The sequence below is a fragment of the Paraburkholderia azotifigens genome (genome assembly GCF_007995085.1).
GTDB lineage: Bacteria > Pseudomonadota > Gammaproteobacteria > Burkholderiales > Burkholderiaceae > Paraburkholderia > Paraburkholderia azotifigens.
Window position 1 is genome coordinate 1,889,672 of sequence record NZ_VOQS01000003.1, and the last position, 21,275, is coordinate 1,910,946.

Annotated in this window: 21 protein-coding genes and 1 pseudogene; 14 read left to right on the plus strand and 8 right to left on the minus strand. The window is 64.0% G+C overall.

The annotated features are described in order from the left end of the window. Positions 1 to 21: 21 nt before the first annotated feature. Entirely contained in the window at positions 22 to 1,005 is a 984-nt protein-coding gene (locus FRZ40_RS25665; protein WP_147236003.1) for a LysR family transcriptional regulator, read from the minus strand. 84 nt (positions 1,006 to 1,089) lie between these two features. On the opposite strand from FRZ40_RS25665, the gene FRZ40_RS25670 reads away from it, so the two are divergent. Both FRZ40_RS25670 and FRZ40_RS25675 read left to right on the plus strand, forming a co-directional pair. Continuing rightward, the gene (locus FRZ40_RS25670) at positions 1,090 to 1,908 is read left to right on the plus strand and encodes a class I SAM-dependent methyltransferase (RefSeq protein ID WP_028366742.1); all 819 of its coding nucleotides are present in this window, start codon (positions 1,090 to 1,092) and stop codon (positions 1,906 to 1,908) included. Further along, positions 1,908 to 2,309, plus strand: a complete 402-nt coding sequence (locus tag FRZ40_RS25675; protein WP_231516111.1) for a hypothetical protein — start codon at positions 1,908 to 1,910, stop codon at positions 2,307 to 2,309. The genes FRZ40_RS25670 and FRZ40_RS25675 overlap by 1 nt, the downstream gene beginning before the upstream one ends. Before the next feature lie 40 nt (positions 2,310 to 2,349). On the opposite strand, the gene FRZ40_RS25680 is transcribed toward FRZ40_RS25675, so the two are convergent. The 4 genes and pseudogenes from FRZ40_RS25680 to FRZ40_RS25695 form a co-directional block, all read right to left on the minus strand. After that, positions 2,350 to 2,613: a hypothetical protein gene (locus FRZ40_RS25680; protein WP_028366744.1), complete on the minus strand. Its 264-nt coding sequence runs from the start codon at positions 2,611 to 2,613 to the stop codon at positions 2,350 to 2,352. 227 nt (positions 2,614 to 2,840) lie between these two features. Continuing rightward, positions 2,841 to 3,558, minus strand: a pseudogene (locus FRZ40_RS25685) (transposase). Between the two features lie 454 nt (positions 3,559 to 4,012). Beyond that, the gene (locus FRZ40_RS25690; protein WP_081767503.1) at positions 4,013 to 4,426 is read right to left on the minus strand and encodes a GFA family protein; all 414 of its coding nucleotides are present in this window, start codon (positions 4,424 to 4,426) and stop codon (positions 4,013 to 4,015) included. 53 nt (positions 4,427 to 4,479) lie between these two features. Next, positions 4,480 to 5,322, minus strand: coding sequence for a DMT family transporter (locus FRZ40_RS25695; protein ID WP_147236005.1), 843 nt, complete (start codon positions 5,320 to 5,322; stop codon positions 4,480 to 4,482). 123 nt (positions 5,323 to 5,445) lie between these two features. Here FRZ40_RS25695 and gcvA point away from each other — a divergent pair, with 123 nt between their 5' ends. The 4 genes from gcvA (at position 5,446) to FRZ40_RS25715 (ending at position 8,364) form a co-directional block, all read left to right on the plus strand. Then, positions 5,446 to 6,339: a transcriptional regulator GcvA gene (gcvA, locus tag FRZ40_RS25700; protein ID WP_147236006.1), complete on the plus strand. Its 894-nt coding sequence runs from the start codon at positions 5,446 to 5,448 to the stop codon at positions 6,337 to 6,339. 44 nt (positions 6,340 to 6,383) lie between these two features. Further along, positions 6,384 to 6,752 carry a hypothetical protein gene (locus tag FRZ40_RS25705; RefSeq protein WP_147236007.1) on the plus strand — a complete coding sequence of 123 codons (369 nt, stop codon included), beginning with the start codon at positions 6,384 to 6,386 and terminating at the stop codon, positions 6,750 to 6,752. 238 nt (positions 6,753 to 6,990) lie between these two features. Further along, positions 6,991 to 7,215 (plus strand): hypothetical protein, encoded by a 225-nt coding sequence (locus FRZ40_RS25710; protein WP_240057281.1) that lies wholly within the window; start codon positions 6,991 to 6,993, stop codon positions 7,213 to 7,215. Between the two features lie 123 nt (positions 7,216 to 7,338). After that, positions 7,339 to 8,364, plus strand: coding sequence for an SGNH/GDSL hydrolase family protein (locus FRZ40_RS25715; RefSeq protein ID WP_147236008.1), 1,026 nt, complete (start codon positions 7,339 to 7,341; stop codon positions 8,362 to 8,364). Between the two features lie 12 nt (positions 8,365 to 8,376). Here FRZ40_RS25715 and FRZ40_RS25720 read toward each other — a convergent pair whose 3' ends face one another. Together FRZ40_RS25720 and FRZ40_RS25725 are read right to left on the minus strand one after the other, a co-directional pair. Further along, on the minus strand, positions 8,377 to 9,159 hold the full coding sequence (locus tag FRZ40_RS25720; RefSeq protein ID WP_028366750.1) for a bestrophin-like domain: 783 nt from the start codon (positions 9,157 to 9,159) through the stop codon (positions 8,377 to 8,379). 145 nt (positions 9,160 to 9,304) lie between these two features. Further along, positions 9,305 to 9,808 (minus strand): NUDIX domain-containing protein, encoded by a 504-nt coding sequence (locus FRZ40_RS25725; RefSeq protein ID WP_147236009.1) that lies wholly within the window; start codon positions 9,806 to 9,808, stop codon positions 9,305 to 9,307. Between the two features lie 206 nt (positions 9,809 to 10,014). Between FRZ40_RS25725 and FRZ40_RS25730 the strand changes: the two genes are divergently transcribed. Then, positions 10,015 to 10,260, plus strand: coding sequence for a hypothetical protein (locus tag FRZ40_RS25730; protein WP_147236010.1), 246 nt, complete (start codon positions 10,015 to 10,017; stop codon positions 10,258 to 10,260). Here FRZ40_RS25730 and FRZ40_RS25735 read toward each other — a convergent pair. Continuing rightward, entirely contained in the window at positions 10,248 to 11,315 is a 1,068-nt protein-coding gene (locus tag FRZ40_RS25735) for a LacI family DNA-binding transcriptional regulator (RefSeq protein WP_147236011.1), read from the minus strand. The genes FRZ40_RS25730 and FRZ40_RS25735 overlap by 13 nt on opposite strands. Positions 11,316 to 11,493: 178 nt before the next feature. Between FRZ40_RS25735 and FRZ40_RS25740 the strand changes: the two genes are divergently transcribed. From FRZ40_RS25740 to FRZ40_RS25770, 7 genes are all read left to right on the plus strand, one after another. Then, positions 11,494 to 12,396 carry an SMP-30/gluconolactonase/LRE family protein gene (locus tag FRZ40_RS25740; protein ID WP_028366754.1) on the plus strand — a complete coding sequence of 301 codons (903 nt, stop codon included), beginning with the start codon at positions 11,494 to 11,496 and terminating at the stop codon, positions 12,394 to 12,396. A 23-nt stretch (positions 12,397 to 12,419) separates the two neighbouring features. Continuing rightward, on the plus strand, positions 12,420 to 13,886 hold the full coding sequence (locus FRZ40_RS25745; protein ID WP_147236012.1) for an NAD-dependent succinate-semialdehyde dehydrogenase: 1,467 nt from the start codon (positions 12,420 to 12,422) through the stop codon (positions 13,884 to 13,886). 138 nt (positions 13,887 to 14,024) lie between these two features. Beyond that, positions 14,025 to 15,773 carry a solute:sodium symporter family transporter gene (locus tag FRZ40_RS25750; protein ID WP_064742309.1) on the plus strand — a complete coding sequence of 583 codons (1,749 nt, stop codon included), beginning with the start codon at positions 14,025 to 14,027 and terminating at the stop codon, positions 15,771 to 15,773. Positions 15,774 to 15,827: 54 nt separating this feature from the next. Then, entirely contained in the window at positions 15,828 to 17,858 is a 2,031-nt protein-coding gene (locus FRZ40_RS25755; protein WP_147236013.1) for an alpha-glucosidase, read from the plus strand. Then, entirely contained in the window at positions 17,855 to 18,676 is an 822-nt protein-coding gene (locus tag FRZ40_RS25760) for a TSUP family transporter (RefSeq protein ID WP_240057282.1), read from the plus strand. Before FRZ40_RS25755 ends, FRZ40_RS25760 begins: the two co-directional genes overlap by 4 nt. Beyond that, on the plus strand, positions 18,673 to 20,424 hold the full coding sequence (locus tag FRZ40_RS25765) for an IlvD/Edd family dehydratase (protein ID WP_147236014.1): 1,752 nt from the start codon (positions 18,673 to 18,675) through the stop codon (positions 20,422 to 20,424). The genes FRZ40_RS25760 and FRZ40_RS25765 overlap by 4 nt, the downstream gene beginning before the upstream one ends. 17 nt (positions 20,425 to 20,441) lie before the next feature. After that, positions 20,442 to 21,275, plus strand: coding sequence for an HpcH/HpaI aldolase family protein (locus tag FRZ40_RS25770; protein ID WP_240057283.1), 834 nt, complete (start codon positions 20,442 to 20,444; stop codon positions 21,273 to 21,275).

Consider the following 21,275-nt stretch of genomic DNA (forward strand, 5'->3'; position numbering starts at 1 on the left):
TGGTGATTCCCTCCACGCGTTTCAAGCAGACCCTCGAGCCTTCTTTCGCGACGCGGCGCGCTTCGCCTCGGCGGGTGCCTGAACCTTGCGATCGCCTGACGTGCGGCTCTTCACGTGATCGATGAACGCGCGCAACTTCGGCATGATCTGGCGGCGGCCCGGATAGCAGAGAAATACGCCCGGCCTCACGGGCGCGTACGCCTCCAGCACGTGTATGAGTTTTCCCGCTTTCAACCCGGCAATTGCGAGCGGCTCGGGTAGCTGGGCAAGGCCCAGGCCTTCTGTCGCTGCACCCAGCATGGTGGAGAAGTCATTGGCGATGAGCGGGCCGGATACAGCGATCTCGACGGCCTGGCCATTGTCGTCGAACGACCATAGCGCAAGCGCGCCGTTGGATCGACGCCACCGCAAGCATGCGTGCGTGCGCAGATCGTCGGTGTGTTCCGGCCGGCCGTGCTCCGCGAAGTAGGCAGGACTACCGACGACGATCAGACGGAACGGCGGCGTCAACGGCACGGCGACCATATCGGGCGCGACGAGATGCCCCAGCCGGACGGCGGCATCGAATCCTTCAGCCGCCAGATCGATCACTTCCTTGCTCGCGGCCAGCTCTACCTCGACCTCTGGATAGGCCCGGCAGAAGGATACGATCAGCGGCTCCAGCAGAATGGGGATGACCGCGCGCGGCACCGAGAGACGCAGCAATCCGGACGGCCGCTGGCCGAGCCCGCGCGCAATTTCACTGGCCGCGACCAGTTCCTCGAAGGCGGGCTTGGCGCGCGCGAGAAACCGTTCGCCGGCTTCCGTCAAACCGACGCTGCGCGTGGTGCGGATGAAGAGCACGGCGCCAAGGCGCGCTTCGAGTACACGCACCGTCTGGCTGATCGCCGACGGCGTCACGCCAAGTTCCGCGGCTGCCTTGCGGAAACTGCGATGCTGGGCAACGCTGAGGAACACCTCCACGCCGTCGAGTGCGCCCTGCCTGACTGTGAAGTTCTGCTTCATAGCCTGTCAACATTGTGATGAATAGTCGCTCGCCAAAGTCGATGGTACCTTGGCCGCAGCATTTCGTGAGTGAGGAGTTCTGTCATGACCGACGTACTGGATGGCGTGCGCGATCACTATCGCGCGACTGGCCTGACCGAGCGGCTGAAGATCGCGCTCGAGGTGTTCGGGCGGGAGGATCAGCCGCTTACGCTGAAGCAACTGGGCGTCCTCGATCACTTCCACACGCGCGGGCTTGCCGCCACGGCCGATCTTGCGCAACTGGCGGGAATCTCGGCGGGCATGTCGGTGCTGGACGTCGGTTCGGGCGTCGGCGGGCCCGCCCGTTTTCTCGCGGCAACGTATGGCTGCCGGGTGACGGGTGTCGATCTCAGCGAGCCGTTCGTCGATGCCGCGCGCTATCTGACGCAGCGCACCGGGCAGAGCGAACGGGTGTCGTTCCAGGCGGGCAGCGCGCTGGATCTTCCCTTCGACGGCAACGCTTTCGACGCCGCATTGCTGCAGCACGTGGCGATGAATATCGCCGCGCGTGCGCAGCTATACAGCGAGATCCGGCGCGTGCTGAAACCGGGCGGCCGATTCGCCACGTACGACGTCGTCGCGAACGGCGGCGAGCCGTACTATCCCGTTCCGTGGGCGCGAACGCCGGCAACGAGCTTTCTGATGACAGCCGATGCAACCCGCGAGGCAATCGAACAAGCCGGTTTCCGCACGCTGACATGGCAGAACGACAGCGAGGCGGCAAAGGCGTGGTTCGCCGAACTGCGTGCGTCGGGGCCACCGCCCTCGCCGAATCTCGGCGTCGTGATGGGACCGGACTTCGCGGAGTTGACCGCCAACCTGGGGCGCAATCTCATGGAAGGCAGGCTCGGCATTCTCACTGCCGTGTTCGAGGCGGCTTGATGAAGCGCCTTGTTCTCAATCTGGCCACTGCCTCCGTGTTGCTCGCTTTCGCTGGAGTGTCCATGGCGCAAACCTCTTCGATGCCGACCACGCCCGCCACGAAGATGCTGGCGATCGGCACCTTTGCGCCGGGCACGGACATGCAACGCGTCCAACGCATTCTTCCGATGGAAGTTCGCGAGACGGCGCAGCTTTATCTGGAGGGCAAGATCGACCAGTGGTATTCGCTGGAGGATCGGGCCGGGGTGGTGTTCATCCTGAACGTGACGGATGCGGGTCAGGCGCATGACATGCTCGAAGCGCTTCCGTTGGGGAAGGCGCACCTGATGACATTCTCGCTTCTGCCGATTGGCCCGCTGAATCCGCTGCGTCAGCTTTTGAATCCGCCTTCTGCCCAATAGAAAACGGCTGACCCTCGTGTGCCACTCGCCCTTGTCGTGCTCAGGAGATCACTCTGTCGTCGATTGCACGCTGTGCGGCGCTGCATCCTGCCGCCAACGCGTCGTCTGCCGTACCGAACACGCGATTGTCTTCGGCGACGAGGCGAATCGGCAGGCCTATCGGCCTTCTTGGCTCCGCCGTGCAGACGCTTACCACGGCGACGTAGCCGACGGGAGGCCCATAGGTGAATTCGCTCGACACAGCCCGCACGGAATCGAGCTGCACGGTGACCTCAAAGCCTTTGTACGAGAAGATCTTTTCCATTGATTCGCTCCGAGCCTGGCAGAGCGCGAGCCGGTCAACCGATACCGGCTTGCTGACAGCGTCGCCGTGTGCCGCGTGAACCGGACGCCAGCAACAAACTTAAAGATGCTGGTCTGAAAAATCAAATAGATTCGGTGAGGAAGCCGTCGGCCGGGCGGATCGAACCGCTTCGGCCTGACGTCGACACGTTCAAACGAGCGAGGTTTCCTTGCTCGTTTTTCCTTTGATCAGTCCGCGCAGGCGAGGGCGCGCGTCTTGCGAATCCTGCGGGGCGCGGTCGCGCAGCAGCACGGGCATCAAACGCCGGCTGGCCGTCTGCGCCGCCCATTCGCAATACGCGGCGCTGCCGAGCACCCAGCCCTTGAGCGCCGATTGCATCAGGTCGTCGACTGCGCCTTCGTCAACAGGCTGTGCGCCCAGATTGCGGTAAGCCTGCTGGCGCTCGATCGCCGTATCGCCCAGCGCCCGGTAGAGCGGATGGTCCTTGATGAAGCTGTCGACGCGCAGCCCGACATGGTGCGTGTAGCTCGACCACGGGTAGTTTCCCGGTTCGGCCACGAGGCGGTTGCGCACGGGCGCCTGATCGATGATCTGGCTCGCGAGCAGGAAATAGCGGTCGGGCTCGATCACCGTTGCCCGGTATCCGCCACGCCATACCGTGCCGCGGCGGCCATGGCGGCGGTTGAACGTCTCGACATAGCGACGCCCGACGGCCTGCATCGCCATGGCGATGCTCGATTCGTATGAAGGTGTGACGAGGAACTGCACCGCGTCGGGCATGAGCACCCACGCGTGAACTGCCAGATCGGCGACGCGCGCTGCGTCCGCGAGGCAGGCGAGGAAGTACAGGTAGTCTCCTTCGTCGAGGAATGCGGGCCCCGTGAGCCCCTGCAAGATAACGTGCTGCGGTTGTTCTGGGACGTAGTGCCGTGCAAGCCGTGTCATGCTGAATTAACCGGAAATCCGATGTGAGAAAGCGATCCGACAGGTATCGGTCGCGTGACGATGCGTAACGCGGGTATTGAACGAAATACTAGCGGTCACGTGCGCGCGTTTACATCGCGAATAGGCCTTTTTTCTGGCCTCTTTTCGTCGATTTGACGGTCGCGGCGCGAGTTGTTTTTATGTCGCCGCTGAATAGGAACGCCCCGTTGTACGGGTACTTTTTTTGCGCATCATCAGGCACCAATAATTCTGTCGGCGCGGCCGTGCCGGAGCGGTCGGAAGTGTCCCTGATTTTTTATCTGAATCCGCCTGAACAGGTCGAAGAGTCGGGCGTCATGCCGTTCGAAAATGTAATCAATAGTCATCCGAACGAGAGGATCGATCCCGTGCTGCTTCAGCAGAGTGCGAAGACGCCGGTCATCGATGCCCCTTCGGAACGGGGATGTGCGTCGGGTCAGCCAGCCGGGATGAAACGGAGTGTACCCGCCCGACGCGCAGGCCCGCCCGTGTCGTTCGGATGATGGATGCCATCCATGACAGGCACCTCGGCGAAATCGAAAGGGCTGACTCCGTCCAGGCAAGCGACGTTCACACCGAACAGATTCGGGTTGGAGCGCCGCTGAAGATGGGTGCTTATTCCGCAGCGTGAGCAGAAGAAGTGCTGCGCCGATCCCGTGTTGAAGCGGTAACGGGTGAGCGCATCTTCGCCTTGCATAAATCTGATTCCACCCGTCTCGACCGCGACGACAACGGCGCCTCGCATCCGGCAATAAGAACAGTTGCAGCGGCGGATCGAATGGAAGCCGTCGCTGAGCGTCACTTCGAATCGCACCGCACCGCAATGGCACTGACCAGTCCGATTGTTCATTGTTTCCTTTCCTGAAGATGCGGCCGCGCTCTCGCCCCGCCCACGCGTCGATCTCAAAGCCCGAGGCAAACCGCTCCAGCGGCGACGACCATGCACGCGAGCCAGCGCGGTCCGCTGACCGCTTCCCGCAGAAATGTCCGGCCGATCAGCACCGCGAACACCACGCTGGTCTCGCGCAGCGCCGATACGGCGCCCATTGCGCCCGACTGCAGCGCCCAGATCACGATGCCATACGCCGCAATCGACACCAGCCCGCCGACGAGCGACGTGCCGACCGACAGCGGCTCGGCGCGCAGCGGCTTCCATAGCGGCGCGAGGCCTCGCTTCGCGACGAACAGCACGGGCATCAGCCAGTAGAAGAGGAACATCCAGGCGGTGTAGCTGAGTGCCTCGCCGTTGGACAACCTCACGCCGATGCCGTCGATCACCGTATAGAGCGCGATCGTCGCGCCCGTCGTCAGTGCGCCTAGCGCACCCGCGCGCGACACGTGCCGCCCCTGCAGTGCAATCGCGATGACGCCGCCCGAGATCATCGCGATCCCGAGCGCGTGCACGGGGCCGATCGCCTCATGCGCGAAAAGCGCGGCGCCGAGCGTGACGAGCAGCGGCGACGAGCCGCGCGCGATCGGATACGCCAGCGCCAGGTCGCTGCGGCGATACGACCGCACGAGGCTCACGTTGTAGACGATATGCACGAGCCCCGAGGCGATGATGTAGGGCCACGAGGCGTTTGCCGGCGACGGATTGAACACGACGACGAGCGTGGAGATCGCCGCGATGGCGATGCTCATCCAAGTCATGGACGAGAACCGGTCGCGATTGCCGTGCAGCATTGCGTTCCAGCTCGCGTGGAGGATGGCGGCAAAGAGCACGATGCCGCCGGTGTAGCTGAGCATGCGGGCGTTGAGTCGAAAAGTGAGCGAAAGCGTCCAAGGGTACTGCGTGAAGAAGGATATCTATCTTGTGGCTCGCCAACAAACGAGATAAATTGCCAGTTCGCGTTAGATAAACTATTTCGAATGAAGCGAACGCTGCCCCCGCTCAATGCACTCCGGGCTTTCGAGGCTGCGGGCCGGCTTGGCAGTTTCAAGGAAGCCGCCGCAGAACTGCACGTGACGCACGGTGCGGTGAGCCAGCAGGTGCGTCTGCTCGAAGAGTGGCTGGGCGCATCGTTGTTCGAGCGGCATAACCGGCGCGTGGCGCTGACTCCCGCGGCGAAGGCATATCTCGGGGAAATCGGCCCCTTGTTCGAGCGGCTCTCGCAGGCGACGGAGAGATATGGGGTGCCCGAAACGGTCGCGCGGACGCTATCAGTGAATGCACCCGCGACATTCACGTTGCGCTGGCTGGTGCCGAGACTGGCGACATTCCGTGCTGGACATCCCGACGTCGAGGTCAGGGTGGAGACATCGAACGGGCCGCTGGAGAGTTTGAAAGAGGAATACGACATCGTCATCCGCGGTGGTCCGGATACGTTCTACGGCTATGCGATGCGGCCTTTCCTGTCCGAGGAGCGGCTCCCCGTTTGCAGTCCCGCGCTCTTGCAGCGCATACCGCTTCGAGTGCCGGGCGACTTGCGGCAGCACACGTTGCTGCACACGTCGAGTCTTCCCAGGCTTTGGCCTGACTGGCTGGCGAGCGCACGGGTTCCTGCGTTGAGGCCGGCTGCCGCTTTGACGTTCGACCACTTCTATCTGACCTTGCAGGCAGCGATCGACGGAATCGGCATCGCGATGGGGCCGACTGCGCTGGTCGCCGACGATCTCGCCGCTGGCCGGCTTGTCGCACCGTTTGCCCGTCCTCGTCTGCCGTCGCGCAGCTATTGCACTTACGTTCCGGATGGGAAGGCCGGCGATGAACTGGTCGCGCTGTTCCGTTCATGGCTGGAGCAAGAAGGTCCGATGAAACGGTGACGCCATTTATCAATTTCGCCCTTAGTCCCCTGGAAGGCGCTTTCGTGGTCGCATCGTTGATCGCGCTTGCACGTGCGATCTTCATTTCGATACCCGCAGTGTCGCGGCAGACCGACAGGAACGCTGGCCGGTTGCTCGCGCAGGCGCGCGTTGTCGCGTCGTCTGGCAATTCAATGGTGCGTATGGGCGCAGCCTCCTATCGCTTTACCGCTTACGAGAAACGCCTTGTCGTATGCCTTCTGGCTTCACGAGCCTGTCCGTACAAAAGCGTTCGCGTCTTGCAGGATCGAAGTGTACGAAGCGGCAATCTGACAATTGCATTGGATGGCGTGCGTGTTGAACTTTGGGGCAATGCGGAGAGCCTTGCCCGTTTAGCGAAAATGTTATCTCTGCAAGGGTGTGCCCGCACCTGAATGCAAAGTGGCTTGGCGTGTTCGAGCACTCAAGTTAATGCTCGCGAAGCCGAAATAGCGCTTATCGGTTGTTGTCATTGATGTTGTCATTGATGTTGTCATTGATCGTCGATCGGACAGCCGGCAACACACTAACCACTTATCAATCGCAGGGTTCTCAATGTTCAAGAGCGCGTGGGCGGGAAATGAGCCGCTTTGGAAGGTCTGGTGGGGGCTCGGGATTCCCTCGTGCGCAATCGTGATTCTGATCAACGCCTACGTCCTGTACGTGCTGCCGCTGCCGACGCCGCGCGTCATCTGGATATCGGCGATAGTCGTACAGATCGTACTGATCGCCGCATGGAGCCGAACGGCCTGGCTCTGCGCGCCGAACGTCAAGCATCGTGTCTGGATGTACCTTGCGCGAGGCTGGATCGTTCTCTGGCTTCTTTCTCAAGTCCAACGAACGCTGCAGCATGGTTAAGCCGCGTGCCTCGTAACGTCAACCCGCTTCGCATCCTTCTTGCTTCACTTCACTGCAGCCTTTGTCGACTAACGACAAGCAAGCCGTCGGAGCGCCCCGCTCCATGGCGCAGGGAGGTTTCCGATGCCAGCCATAGCTAAAAGAGTCGGCATTGCAATTTTCGCCGTATGGATTGCATTGCTTGCGGCGTGCGGCGGTAGCAGTGGAAATAGCAACAGTAATGGCAGCACCCAGGCGAATCCACCGGGCGGCATCAGTCTGCAAACCGTTTCGTTTGGAGACAGCCTGTCGGACGTCGGAACCTTTGCGCCGATCGCCGGCGCGGTGGGCGGCGGCCGGTTCACGACCAATCCCGGGCAGGTGTGGACCCAACTCGTCGCGCAACACTATGGCGACACGCTGCGCGCCGCCTTCACGATCGGCTTCGATCATCAACTGAGTCCGCAAGGCGGCTTCGGCTATGCCGAGGGCGGATCGACGGTCGCGACGCCCGCCAATCTGAACAATTTCCTTGTCGACGTGATCGGCGACATCGAAATGCCCGTCACCCAGCAGGTGTCGAGTTACCTTTCGGCTCACGGCAGTTTCAACAGCGCTCAGCTCGTGCTCGTGTGGGCGGGGGCGAACGACGTGCTTCGTGCGGGCACGCTTCCGGCCGCGGCGCCGACCGTACAGACGGCAGCGAACACGCTGGCTCAGACGGTCGGGCAGATCGTCCAGAACGGCGCCGCACACGTCGTGGTCGTCAACCTGCCGAACATCGGTCTGTCACCCAAAGGACGTGCGTCGGCCGACGGCGGGGCGAATCTCACGCAGCTGTCGCAACTGTTCAACGACACCCTGAACGCGGCGCTGCAAAGCAACGGGTTACAGGGCAAGGTCATCCAGATCGATTCATACGGCTGGATCAACCAGATCTTCGCGAACTTCCAGAGTAACGGCTTCACGGTGTCCAACACGGCACAGGCCTGCGATCCATCGAAAACGCCGCACGACACGTCATTGCTTTGCTCGCCGGCTACCTACTCCGCACCCAATGCGGACCAGACCTACATGTTCGCCGACGACCTTCATCCGACCACGCGCGTGCATGCGCTGTTCGCGCAGTTCGTCGAACAGCAGCTTGCAAGCAGTGGTCTTGGTCACTGAGCGTCGGGGATCTCAGCGATCCGCGGGCATCACTTGCCATAGCGGCTCCGGCGTCAGCGCGATTTCTCCCGTGAACGGCCGATCGTGCGAAAGAATGAGCAGCATGGTTGTCGCGAGCCCCGCGGAAAACAGGCCGATTGCCACGGCGGATGTCAGGCGGTCGCTGCAATGGACGAACGCGATCGCGAACAGCAGGCAGATTGCAAGAAAACTCAGGCATGCCCATTTGACACCGCTGACTTCCGAGCGGCTGATCAGAATCCGCTGGCGGCGCGCTTCGAGCGCGCGTTCCAGCGAGGCCGCCACTTCGCGCTGCGCCGTCTGCTGTCCGGGTGTGCTGACGGCGAGCGCGAGCGTGAACTGGAGCGCCGCGTTCAACGTAGGCGGGCTGATGTTCAGCGTCACGCTTCCTTGCCCCATGAGCGGCCATTCGGTCGTTGCCGTGTACTGGATGTAGTCCCGAATCAGCTTTCGCAACGCGACCTGGGCATCGGCGGGCAGCACGGCGGACAGGACGACAGCCGAACGCAGCGCGCTGGCTTCCGCATCGACGGCGGCATCGGCGCGCGCCGTGTCGTTCCAGACCTGCGCCGCCGTGAACGCAATGAACAAGCCGAAGATAACGCCGACAGGAGATAGCAGACCGGGCGAAATCGCCTTGTACGATCGCCCGTTCGGGCCATTGGCAAGCCATCCGCTGACGAGATGCGTCATGGCGCCCGCGAAAAACGTCGCAACAAAAGTAACGAGCGCCATCAACCATAACGGCAGTTCATGCAGCCATGTACTCATCATTGCGGCTCGTGCGATGCGCAGCGTGAAGGCGATATCCGGGAAGCGCGGGCGAACTCAAAATCAAAACGCACACGAAACCATGCGGTTGCGACATCCGTCTGTGCGATCGGCAACGTTTCGGGAGATGTCCCGCTTGACCAGCCCGCTAGGTGCAGAAGTCTTGACGGAGATACCCCGCGACCGGGGGTGTCATCGCCATGCTGCGTAATGCCTCCGGCGATACCAGATGCGCATCGATAATCTCGCGATTATCGAGCCGCAGTTCAGGCATCCGATCGAGGTGCAGCTCGAAGAAGTGCACTCTGTCCTTACGCCCGTCCCACTCGCCGCAGACGCAGCCCACGGCGCGCAATGCATGCGACGAGAGATCGACTGGCGAAAGTCCGATCTCTTCCTCCATTTCCCGCAGCGCCGCTGCCTCGGGCGTCTCGCCGGCGTGGATACTGCCGCCGGGAAAACTCCACTCGGCCCGGTACGACGACTTCAGCAGCAACAGCGACTGCCCGACGTAGATCGCGACCAGCGCGCCCTGATGATGAGGCCGTCGAACGTGCCACCAGGCGCGAGCGAGCGGAAATGCGAGGCGAAGCGCCATGCGCCAGACAGCGTCGACAAGCATGGCCGTCCGGCCTCGCTCAAGCCTCGGCATGAGGAATCTCCTTTTCGTTCATCGTCGGAAGTTTTTCACACTACTGTATGCGACGAACCCGTCGCGGTTCTCCAGCCTTTCTTGCGATCCATTGAAGAGTGTGTTGCAGCCCTTGCCCGTAACGCGCGCAAGCACAACTGCTATCCTTCAAAGACCGAAGTGAAAGGGCGCGTCGCCCGCTCAAACGGCATCTGACGCGCAAAGATATGAACCTTCTGAAACCTCTCGTCCTGATCTCCGCGCTGCTATGCGGAGCCGCCCATGCCGGCACGATACTGCCGGCTGGTGACACGTCGAATCATTCGGCGAATGATCGCGCGCTGCTGTGCGATTCCGTGTCGTTCGCAACGGGAAGCGCGCAGAATCGCGCGGCATGCCGCCGGGTCTTTGCGCGCGAGGCGCGTCCGACGGTGCAGACCGCGCCGCTCACGGCATCCGATTACGCGTCCTGATCCGGCTCGGCGCTCTGCGTACTCGCACGCACCACGAGTTCGAATCCCACATCGACGATGCGCGGTTCGGGCTCGTCGCCCGGCCGTGCTGCGCGCTCCATCAGTTCCTGCGCGATGCGCAGGCCGATCTGCGTGGCGCGCGGCTGAATCGTGGTCAGCGGCGGCACGCATTCCTCGCTGAACGGCAGATCGCCGAAACCGGCCACCCGCAAACGCTGCGGCACCGCCAACCCGCGACGCTGCGCTTCGAACAGCACGCCTAGTGCGATCACGTCGTTCGAGCAAGCGATTGCGTCGACCTCCGGCATGCGTTGCAGAATGTCGGCCAACGCGTGGGCGCCAGCTTTCGGCGACGCATCGCCCGGCACATCCTCGACGTGCACGTCGATTCCCGCCTTCAGCATTGCCCGGCTGAAACCCTCGCAGCGCTGGCGGGCCCGCACGTCGCTGGTCATGCGCGCGCCGATGAACGCCGCGCGCTTGGCGCCGATATCCAGCATGTGCCGCGCAATGGCTTCGCCTGCCTCGTAGTGCGAGAAGCCGACCTGCAGATCGAACGGCTGCTCGCCGAGTTCCCACATCTCCGCCACGGGCGCGCGCGCGGTTCGCAGCAGCGCGCGCGTTTCGTCGTCGTGGCGGCAACCGGTGACGACCAGCGCCGTCGGCGACCAAGACAGAAAGGTACGCACGAGATCCGCCTCGCGGCCCGGCTCGTATTCGGTCGCGCCGAGCAGCAGCTGATAGCCATGCCGGTCGAACTCTTTCTGCATCGCAGCGACCGTCGCCGAAAAGAACGCGTTGCCGAGCGACGGCACGACGACGCCGATGGCGCGCGTGCGCGCAGCGGCCAGACTGCCTGCAAGCAGATTGGGCACGTAGCCGAGCACCTCGATGGCCTGCTTGATGCGCGGCGCGATGCGCGGCGAGACGGCCTCGGGGTTGCGCAGGAACAGCGAGACGGAACTGGCGGACACGCGTGCACGGGCGGCGACGTCATCCATCGTGACGCGGTTGGTGCTGCGCCGGGAGCGCGGTGCCTTGGCTGTCTGGGACATGGGCTGCAAGCGGTCGAAAGGGCAGGCGCCGCACGCGGCGCGAAGCCTGTATTGTAATTGCCGCAGCGCAACGAGTCATCTCCTCCGCACTAACCCTGGTATCGCTCGAAGAAATCGTAGCGCTATTATTTCGCAGCGCTGCGATTTTAGCTGCGCGACCTGAACAGTCTGAGCCAACATGCCTTCTTCCGATCTCCGCTGCGTCCTCGACGCCCGTGCGCAACTCGGCGAATGTCCTCGCTGGGACGAGCGCGAGCGCGTGCTGTACTGGGTCGATATCCTCGAACCGGCGCTGCATCGCTTCGATCCGGCGACGGGCATCGACGGGACGTTGGCGCTGCCGGAACACATCGGCTGCTTTTCGCTGGTTGAAGGAGGCGGCTTTATCGCGGGTCTGCGCTCGGGCATCTGGCTGCTCGACGAGATGGCGCGTCCCGTCCGGCAACTCGCCGCAAATCCCGAAGACGTGCGCACGAGCCGCTTCAACGATGGCCGTTGCGACGCGTCCGGGCGTTTTTTCGCGGGCACGATCGACGAACCGAAGGCGGGCGGCAACGCGCACCTCTACCGCGTCGCTGACGGCGACCTGCAAGCATTGAGCTCGGGCCTCCTGACCTCGAACGGGCTCGCCTTCAGCCCGGACAGCCGCTGGCTGTATCACTCCGACACGCCCAACTTCACGATCTACCGCCGCGAATACGACCTCGCGACAGGTGCATGCGGCGAAGCCGAAGTGTGGGCGCGCATCCAGCCGACAGCGGACGATCGCGGCCGCCCGGACGGCGCGGCCATCGACGCCGAAGGCTACTACTGGAGCGCGTTCTACGAAGGCGGGCGCGTGGTCCGCTTCGCGCCGGACGGCACGGTCGACGCCGCCCACCCCGTGCCCGTGCGCTGCCCGACGATGTGCGCGTTCGGCGGCGACGATCTGCGCACGCTCTACATCACGTCGGCGCGTGCGGGCCGCGGCGCCGAAGAACTCGAACGCGAGCCGCTGGCGGGCGGCCTGTTTGCGATGCGCACGGACGTGCCGGGCCTGCCCGAGCCGCGCTGGCGCGAATCGGCGTCCACATTCGCATGAATCCACTCTCGACGGACCCTGACATGCCTGACCTGAAAGACTCCACTCTGCTGCGCACGCAATGCCTGATCGGCGGTGAATGGCGCGCGGCGCGCGACGGCCGCACCTTCGACGTCACCGATCCCGCCACGGGCGCGCTGATCGCGAGCGTGCCGTCGATGACGGCCGTCGAAACGCGCGAGGCCATCGCTGCCGCAGAAGCCGCGCTGCCTGCGTGGCGCGCGCTGACGGCCAGGGCGCGTGCCGCGTTGCTGCGCAAGTGGCACGACCTGATGCTCGAACATCTCGACGACCTCGCGTTGCTGATGACGGCCGAACAGGGCAAGCCGCTTGCCGAAGCGAAGGGCGAGATCGCGTTTGCCGCCAGCTTCATCGAATGGTTCGCGGAAGAGGCGCGTCGCGTCGACGGCGATGTGATCGCGACGCCTGCGAATGACCGGCGGCTGGTCACGATCCGTCAGCCCGTCGGCGTATGCGCGGCGATCACGCCGTGGAATTTCCCGGCCGCGATGATCACGCGCAAGGCAGGTCCGGCGCTCGCGGCGGGTTGCACCATGGTGCTCAAGCCCGCATCGCAAACGCCGTTTTCCGCGCTGGCGCTCGCCGCGCTGGCCGAGCGCGCCGGCATTCCTGCGGGCGTGCTCAACGTCGTGACGGGCGATCCGCAGCCGATCGCCGAAGAACTCACGGGCAATCCCGTGGTGCGCAAGCTGTCGTTCACGGGTTCGACGGGCATCGGCGCGCGGCTGATGGAGCAGGGCGCGCGGCATATCCAGAAGCTGTCGCTGGAACTGGGCGGCAATGCGCCGTTCATCGTGTTCGACGATGCCGACCTCGACGCCGCCATCGAAGGCGCGCTGATCTCGAAGTACCGCAACGCCGGTCAAACGTGCGTGTGCGCGAACCGTTTTTACGTGCAGGCAGGCGTCTACGAAGCCTTCGTCGACAGACTGGCGACGCGCGTGCAGGCGCTGCGCTGCGGCGACGGGCGCGAGCCGTCGACGCAGATCGGTCCGCTGATCGACGCACGCGCGCTGGCGAAGGTGAACGAACTGGTAACGGACGCCCGCGCGCAAGGCGCGAACGTGCTGTGCGGCGGCGAACCGCTCGCGCTGAATGGCGACGGCGCGCCGCGCCACTACGCGCCGACCGTGCTGACGAACGTCACGCCGTCGATGCGCGTCGCGCGCGAAGAAATCTTCGGCCCAGTTGCGCCCGTCATGCGCTTCACCGACGAACAGGACGTGATCGCGCTCGCCAACGACACCGAGTTCGGTCTGGCCAGCTATTTCTACACGCGCGACATGGCACGCGTCTGGCGTGTCGCCGAAGCATTGGAGTTCGGCATGGTCGGCATCAACACGGGGCTGATCTCGACCGCGGAAGCGCCGTTCGGCGGCGTCAAGCAGTCGGGCCTCGGACGCGAGGGTTCAAAATACGGCATCGACGAATACCTGGAAATGAAGTACCTGTGCATGCAAGTGGCGTAAGCGCCCGGCGAATTCCGTCAGGCACCGGATGCGCTTTAACGCTCGCACAGAAATCGCAGCGCTGCGAAAATAGCGTCCGGTTGCCGGGTTCATCGCCCACACGAAGCCCGAAAACAACCTCAAAGGGATGAGGAGACAATGATTTTCACCATACTGAGTTTTGCGTTTTTCACCGCGCTGGTCGGCTTCGTGTCGTACCTGTTCACGCGCCGTGCGAAGGATCACGGCGCGCGCGGCTACTTCATGGCGAGCGGCGGACTCACGGGCTGGTTTATCGCCGGTTCGATGATGCTGACCAACCTTTCCGCCGAGCAGATGGTGGGTCTGAACGGCGACGCCTACGCGCACAACCTGTCGGCGATGGCGTGGGAGTGCACGGCGGCCGTGGCGACGGTGGCGCTCGCGATGTTCTTCCTGCCGCGCTACCTGCGCGGCGGCTTTTCGACCTTGCCGCAATTCCTCGAAGAACGCTTCGACGCGACGACGCGTCGCGTGGTCAGCGCGTTCTTCGTGATCGGCTACATGCTGGTGGCGAATCCGTCGGGCCTGTATCTCGGCGCGATCACGTTCAACCAGGTGTTCGGCGTGCAGGCGCTGCTCGGCACGTCCTACGCGAGCACGATCACGATTCTCGTGTGGATGTCGGGCATCATCGGCGCGCTCTATGCGATTTTCGGCGGGCTGCGCGCGGTGGCCGTGTCGGACACGATCAACGGCATCGGCCTGCTGGTCGCCGGTCTGATGGTGCCCTTGCTCGGACTGTTCGCGCTGGGTCACGGCGATTTCTTTGCGGGCGTGCACACCATCGCAACGCAGGCGCCGGAGAAACTCTCCGCGATCGGCGGCCCGCACGATTCCGTGCCGTTCGGCACGCTGTTCACGGGGATGATCTTCGCGAACCTGTTCTACTGGTGCACGAATCAGGCGATCGTGCAGCGCACGTTCGCGGCGAAGAGCCTCGCGGAAGGGCAGAAGGGCGTGCTGCTGTCGGGCCTGATGAAACTGCTCGTGCCGCTGATCATGATGTTGCCTGGCGTGGTCGCGTTTCATCTTTACGCGCAGCATCCGCTCGGCCGTCCGGATCTCGCGTATCCGCAGCTCGTCACCGACGTGCTGCCGTGGTGGGCGAAAGGCTTCTTTATCGCGGTGCTGTTCGGCACGGTGATGAGCCACTTCAACGCCGTGATCAACAGTACGGCGACGCTGATCGCGTTCGACTTCTATCGTGTGTGGAAACCCGAAGCGAGCGACGAAAAACTGATCCGCGTCGGCAAGACCGCGAGCGTGGTGATCGCCGTCGTGTCGCTGCTCGTCGCGCCGCTGCTGATGTATGCGCCGGACGGCATCTACACCGTGATGCGCCGCTTCACCGGCTTCTACAACATCCCCATCATCGCCGTCGTGCTGGTGGGTTTCTTCAGCAAGAAGATCGGCGCGTTCCCGGCCAAGATGGTGTTGCTGCTGCATGTGATCGTCTACACGCTCGGCATTCTCGTGTTCCAGGTCGACAAGCTGCTCGGCATCAACTTCATTCACATCATGGGCATTCTGTTCGTGTGCGAAGTCACGCTGATGCTGGTGCTCGGCGCGCGCCATCAACGTGCGAAAGCCTACGAGCCGCAACTGCGGCAAACGGGCGACCTCACGCCGTGGCGTCATGCCAGCACGATGAGCGTGTTCCTGATCGCGATGCTCGTGAGCATCTACCTGACGCTGTCGCCGATCGGCGTCGCGCGGCACGGCGGCGTGACGACGCAATACGAAGTCCTGATCGTGGCGACGTGGTGCGTGGCGATCGGACTGATCGCGCTGTTCCGGCGCCGCGCATCGGCGGGCGGACGCGCGCTGGTGTGGAACCAGTCGCCGAGCGAATCGAACGGACACTGAACGAAACGTATCAACCCAACGCATTAAACCCAACGCAATAGCAAGGTAAAGCTGATGAACTGGCAGACAGAAGCGGGCGGCAAACTCGTGTTGCGCGTGGCAGGCCGCACGCTCTTCGAACATGCGCCGGATGCACCCGCTGTGTTCGTGGGACACGGCGTCGAGACGATCGACATGTATCGCGGCAATTTCGACATCAGCGACTACGTCGAAGAGCGCGTCGCACTGCGCGATGCACGGCTCACGCTGCAGGCAGACGGCAGCGCGCGCATCGAACTGGCGCGCGACGCGCAAGCCGCTGCCGAACTCACGATCGTCGCCAGCGAATCGGCGCATGGCGCGCAGCTTGCGTTGTCTGCGTCCGGCGCCGAAATCAACCGTGTGTGGTGGCGTGTGCCCGCGCAGCGCGACGAACACGTGTGGGGCTGCGGCGAGCAGATGTCGTATTTCGATCTGCGCGGCCGCAATTTTCCGCTGTGGACGTCGGAGCCGGGCGTGGGCCGCGACAAGAGCACCCATCTGACGTGGCAGGCCGATACGACGTCGAAGTCGGGCGGCGACTACTACAACACGAACTATCCGCAGCCGACGTTCGTGTCGTCGCAGAAGTACTGTCTGCATGCCGAAACGACGGCCTACGCGGATTTCGATTTCCGTCACGACGAGCGGCACGAACTGCAATTCTGGGCCGTTCCCGAGCGGATCGAATTGATCGTCGCCGACGATTTCATCACGCTCGTCGAGCGCATTTCGCAACGCTTCGGCCGTCAGCCCGCGCTGCCCGCATGGGTGATGGACGGCGCGATTCTCGGCTTGAAGAACGGTCGCGATCACGCGCAGACGATCATGGAGCAAAGCCGCGCAGCGGGCCTGAAAGTGAGCGGCCTGTGGTGCGAAGACTGGGTCGGCATCCGGCAGACTTCGTTCGGCAAGCGTCTCTTCTGGGACTGGCGCTGGAACGAAACGCGCTATCCGGGCCACGCCGAATGGGTCAAGCAGCTAAACGCAGACGGCGTGCGTTTTCTCGGCTACGTGAACCCGTATCTGTGCAATGACGGCACGCTGTACGTGGAAGCGAAGCAGGCCGGTTATCTGGCGACGCGCGCCGATGGCAGCGACTATCTCGTCGATTTCGGCGAGTTCGATTGCGGTGTGGTGGACTTCACGAATCCCGCGGCGGCGCGCTGGTTCGAAGAGCGCGTGATCCGCGACGAGATGCTGAACAAAGGTCTCGACGGCTGGATGGCGGACTTCGGCGAATATCTGCCGACGGACGTCACGCTCGCCAACGGCATCGACGCGAAGCTGATGCACAACGCGTGGCCGACGCTATGGGCGCAGGTCAATGCGCGCGCGATCGAAGGCGCGGGCCGCACGGGCGACGCCGTGTTCTTCATGCGCGCGGGCTATACGGGCGTGCAGGCGCATTGTCCGCTGCTGTGGGCGGGCGACCAGTCCGTCGACTTCACGCGTCACGACGGTTTGCAGACGGTGATTTGCGGCGCGTTGTCGTCGGGCCTGCTCGGCAACGCGTATCACCATAGCGATATCGGCGGATACACGAGCCTGTTCGGCAACACGCGCACGCCCGAGCTGTTTCAGCGCTGGGCCGAAATGGCCGCCTTCACGCCGATGATGCGCACGCACGAAGGCAATCGTCCCGACTCGAATTTCCAGTTCTGGCAGGACGCCGGCGTGCTCGCGCACTTCGCGCGGATGACGCGTGTGTTCGTTGCGCTCAAGCCGTATGTGCAAGGACTCGTCGACGAAGCGGCGGCGCGCGGTCTGCCGTTGCAGCGTCCGTTGTTCCTGCATTACGAGCACGACCGGGCGACCTACGCGATCCAGGATCATTACCTGTATGGCCGCGATCTGCTCGTCGCGCCCGTGCATGCGGCGGGTGCAATGCAATGGCGCGTGTATCTGCCGCAAGGCGATGCGTGGACGCATCTGTGGAGCGGCACGCGCTACGAAGGCGGCCAGCATGTCGACGTCGCCGCGCCGCCCGGCGAGCCGCCCGTGTTCGTGCGTCATGGCGCGGCGCGCGAGGCGCAGCTGCTCAAACTCGCGCAGGACGCAGCGTGAGCGTCAGTCCGTTCCTGCACCATCTGCTGTTCGCGGCGTGTGTCGCGACGGCGACGTTCACGCAAAGCCTGACGGGCTTCGCGTTCGGCCTCGTGCTGCTCGGTCTCGTCGCGGTGTTTCATCTCGCGCCGCTGCCCGTCGCGGCCAACGTGGTGACGGTGATGGTGCTCGCCAATGCGGCCTTGCTCGTACGCGGCGTGCCTGACTTGCCGCGCCGCCTGCTCGCGCCGTCGTATGGCAGCAGTCTCGTCGGCGTCGCGATCGGCGCATGCCTGCTCGCGTGGCTGTCCGATAACGCGATCGGCGTCGTGCGCTTTGCGTTGGGACTCGCGATTCTTGCATGCAGCCTGTTGCTCGTCGTGCAGACGAAGCCGCGTGCGCAACTCGCATCGCCGGGTACGTTCGCGTTTTACGGCTGCGTCTCCGGCGTGATGGGCGGCGTGTTCGCGAGCGCCGGTCCGCCGATGGTGTTCCACCTTTATCGCCAGCCGCTCGACCGCGTCGTCGTGCGCGACACACTGGTGCTGCTGTTTGCCGTCAATGCCGTGCTGCGGCTCGTGATCGTGCTCGCACAAGGGCGTTTCGATGCGGCGTCGCTGGCGCTCAGCGCAGAAGCTTTGCCCGTCGTGCTGACCGTTACGTGGCTCGCGCGCCGCTATCCGCCCAACTGGTCGCCGACTGCCGTGCGGCGCGTCGTCTTCGTGCTGCTGGCGATTGCGGGCGCGAGTCTCGTGGCGCCCGCCGTCACCGGCGCGACGGCACAGGCGCACGCGAAGGTCAGCGCGGTATCCCATCAACTTCGTATTTTCACGGCGTGACTATCGTGCAACAAAAGCTCAAACAACTCAGCGAACTGCGCAGCCAGCGGTGGCTTGCACCCGACGACATGCGCTCGTTCGCGCATCGTCAGCGTTTGCAGCAAATGGGTTTGCGCCGCGAAGAATTCATGTCGCGGCCGGTGATCGGCATCATCAACACGTGGAGCGACCTGTCGCCGTGCCACGCGCATCTGCGCGAGCGCGCCGAAGCCGTGAAGCGCGGCATCCTGCAGGCAGGCGGCATGCCGTTCGAGCTGCCCGCGATGTCGCTCGGCGAAGTGATGGTCAAGCCGACCACGATGATCTACCGCAACTTCCTCGCGATGGAAACGGAAGAGCTGCTGCGCTCGCTGCCTATCGACGGCGCAGTGCTGATGGGAGGCTGCGACAAGACCACGCCGGGCCTGCTGATGGGCGCGCTGTCGGCGGATCTGCCGTGCATCTTCGTGCCTGCGGGCCCGATGCTCAATGACCGTCATCGCGGCCAGGCCGTCGGCGCGGGCACACATACGAAGAAGTTCTGGGACGAATACGTGGCGGGCAACATCGAGCAGCCCGAGTGGATCTCGCTCGAAGCGCGCATGACGCGCGCGCCCGGCACCTGCAACACGATGGGCACCGCAAGCACGATGACGTCGATCGTCGAGGCGATGGGCTTCACGCTGCCCGGCGCGACCAGCATTCCCGCAATGGATGCGTCGCATACGCGCATGTGTTCGTCGAGCGGCGAGCGCATCGTCGGCATGGTGTGGGAAGACCTGAAACCGAGCCGTTTTTTCAATCGCAAGTCGGTCGAAAACGGCATCGTCACGTATATGGCGCTCGGCGGTTCGACCAACGCCGCGATTCACACGATTGCCATTGCAGGTCGCGGCAACGTGCCGCTGACGCTCGACGACATCGCGCGCGTCGGCAAGAACATTCCCGTGCTCGCCGACGTGTTTCCGTCCGGCAAGCGTCTGATGGAAGACTTCTATTACGCGGGCGGACTGCCGGCACTGCTGAGCGGCGTGAAGGACTATCTGTCGCTCGACTGCATGACGGTGACGGGCACGACGCTCGGCGAAAACATCGCGCGCTTCGAGTCGGGCCAGCGTCCGCAGGGCGAGGACGCGATCCGTCCGCTGAGCGATCCCGTCAGCGAGCGCGGCGCGCTCGGCGTGCTGCGCGGCAATCTCGCGCCCAACGGCGCCGTCATCAAGCCGAGCGCGGCAAGTCCGCATCTGATGAAGCATCGCGGACGCGCACTCGTGTTCGATTCGATCGCCGAAATGAACGCGAAGATTCACTCGCCCGAACTCGGCGTCGATGCCGACACCGTGCTCGTGCTGCGCGGCGGCGGTCCGATCGGCGCGCCGGGCATGCCGGAGTGGGGCAATCTGCCGATTCCCAAAAAGCTGCTTGCGGCGGGCGTGCGCGACATGGTCCGCATCTCCGATGCGCGCATGAGCGGCACGCATTACGGCACCTGCGTGCTGCACGTGTCGCCCGAAGCAGCGGCAGGCGGACCGCTCGCGCTGATCCGTACGGGCGACATGATCGAACTCGACGTGGAAGCAGGACGTCTCGACGTGATGCTGTCAGACGCGGAACTCGCGCGCCGCCGCGAAGACTGGCGCGCGCCGCCGAGCCCGCGCAAGCGCGGCTATATCCGCCTCTATGTCGAACAGGTTTCGCAAGCCGACAAGGGTTGCGACTTCGACTTCCTGACGGGCTTCGAAGAACCCGTCGAACCGTCGATCTTCTGAACACAGGATTGATAGAAATGGCCAACAGAATCAAGCAGGACCCCACGCGCAATGCCTTTAGCGACGCGCTGAAGCACAAGGACAACAGCGCGATGCGCGCGAAGCCGCTCGGCACCTGGCTGATGTCGGGCTCGCCCGCGACGGCGGAAGCCTTCGGCCATGCGGGCTTCGACTGGTTGCTGATCGACATGGAGCACGCGCCGCTCGAATTCACGGACGTGCTGCACATGCTGCAGGCCGTCGAGTGCGGCGGCGCGGCGCCCATCGTGCGCCTCGCGCGCAACGACGCGACGCTCGCCAAGCGCGCGCTCGACATGGGCGCGCCGACGCTGATGTTCCCGTATGTGCAGAGCGCGGAAGAGGCGCGTGCCGCCGTCGCGTCGATCAAGTTCCCGCCGCTCGGCACGCGCGGTTTCGCGGCGATGCATCGCGCGAGCCGCTACGGCACGTGGAGCGAATTCGGCACGCGTGCAAACGAAGCCACCGCCTGCATCGTGCAGCTGGAAACGCCCGAAGCCGTGGCGCAACTCGAAGCGATTGCGGCCGTGCCGGGCGTCGATGCACTGTTTGTCGGGCCGGGCGATCTGTCGGCGGCGATGGGCAAGATCGGCAATCTCGCCGACGCCGAAGTGCGCGCCGTGCTCGCCGATTGCGCGCGCCGCGCGAACGCAGTCGGCATGCCCATCGGCATCGTCGGGCCGACGCCTGCGATGGTGCGCGAGTTCGCTGAAATGGGCTACGACTACGTCGCGATTGCATCGGACATGGGCATGGCGATGCGTCAGGCCAATGCGTTCATTGCCGAACTCGACCAGGTGAAGGCCAGCGCGAACGCGGGCGGCCCGTACTGA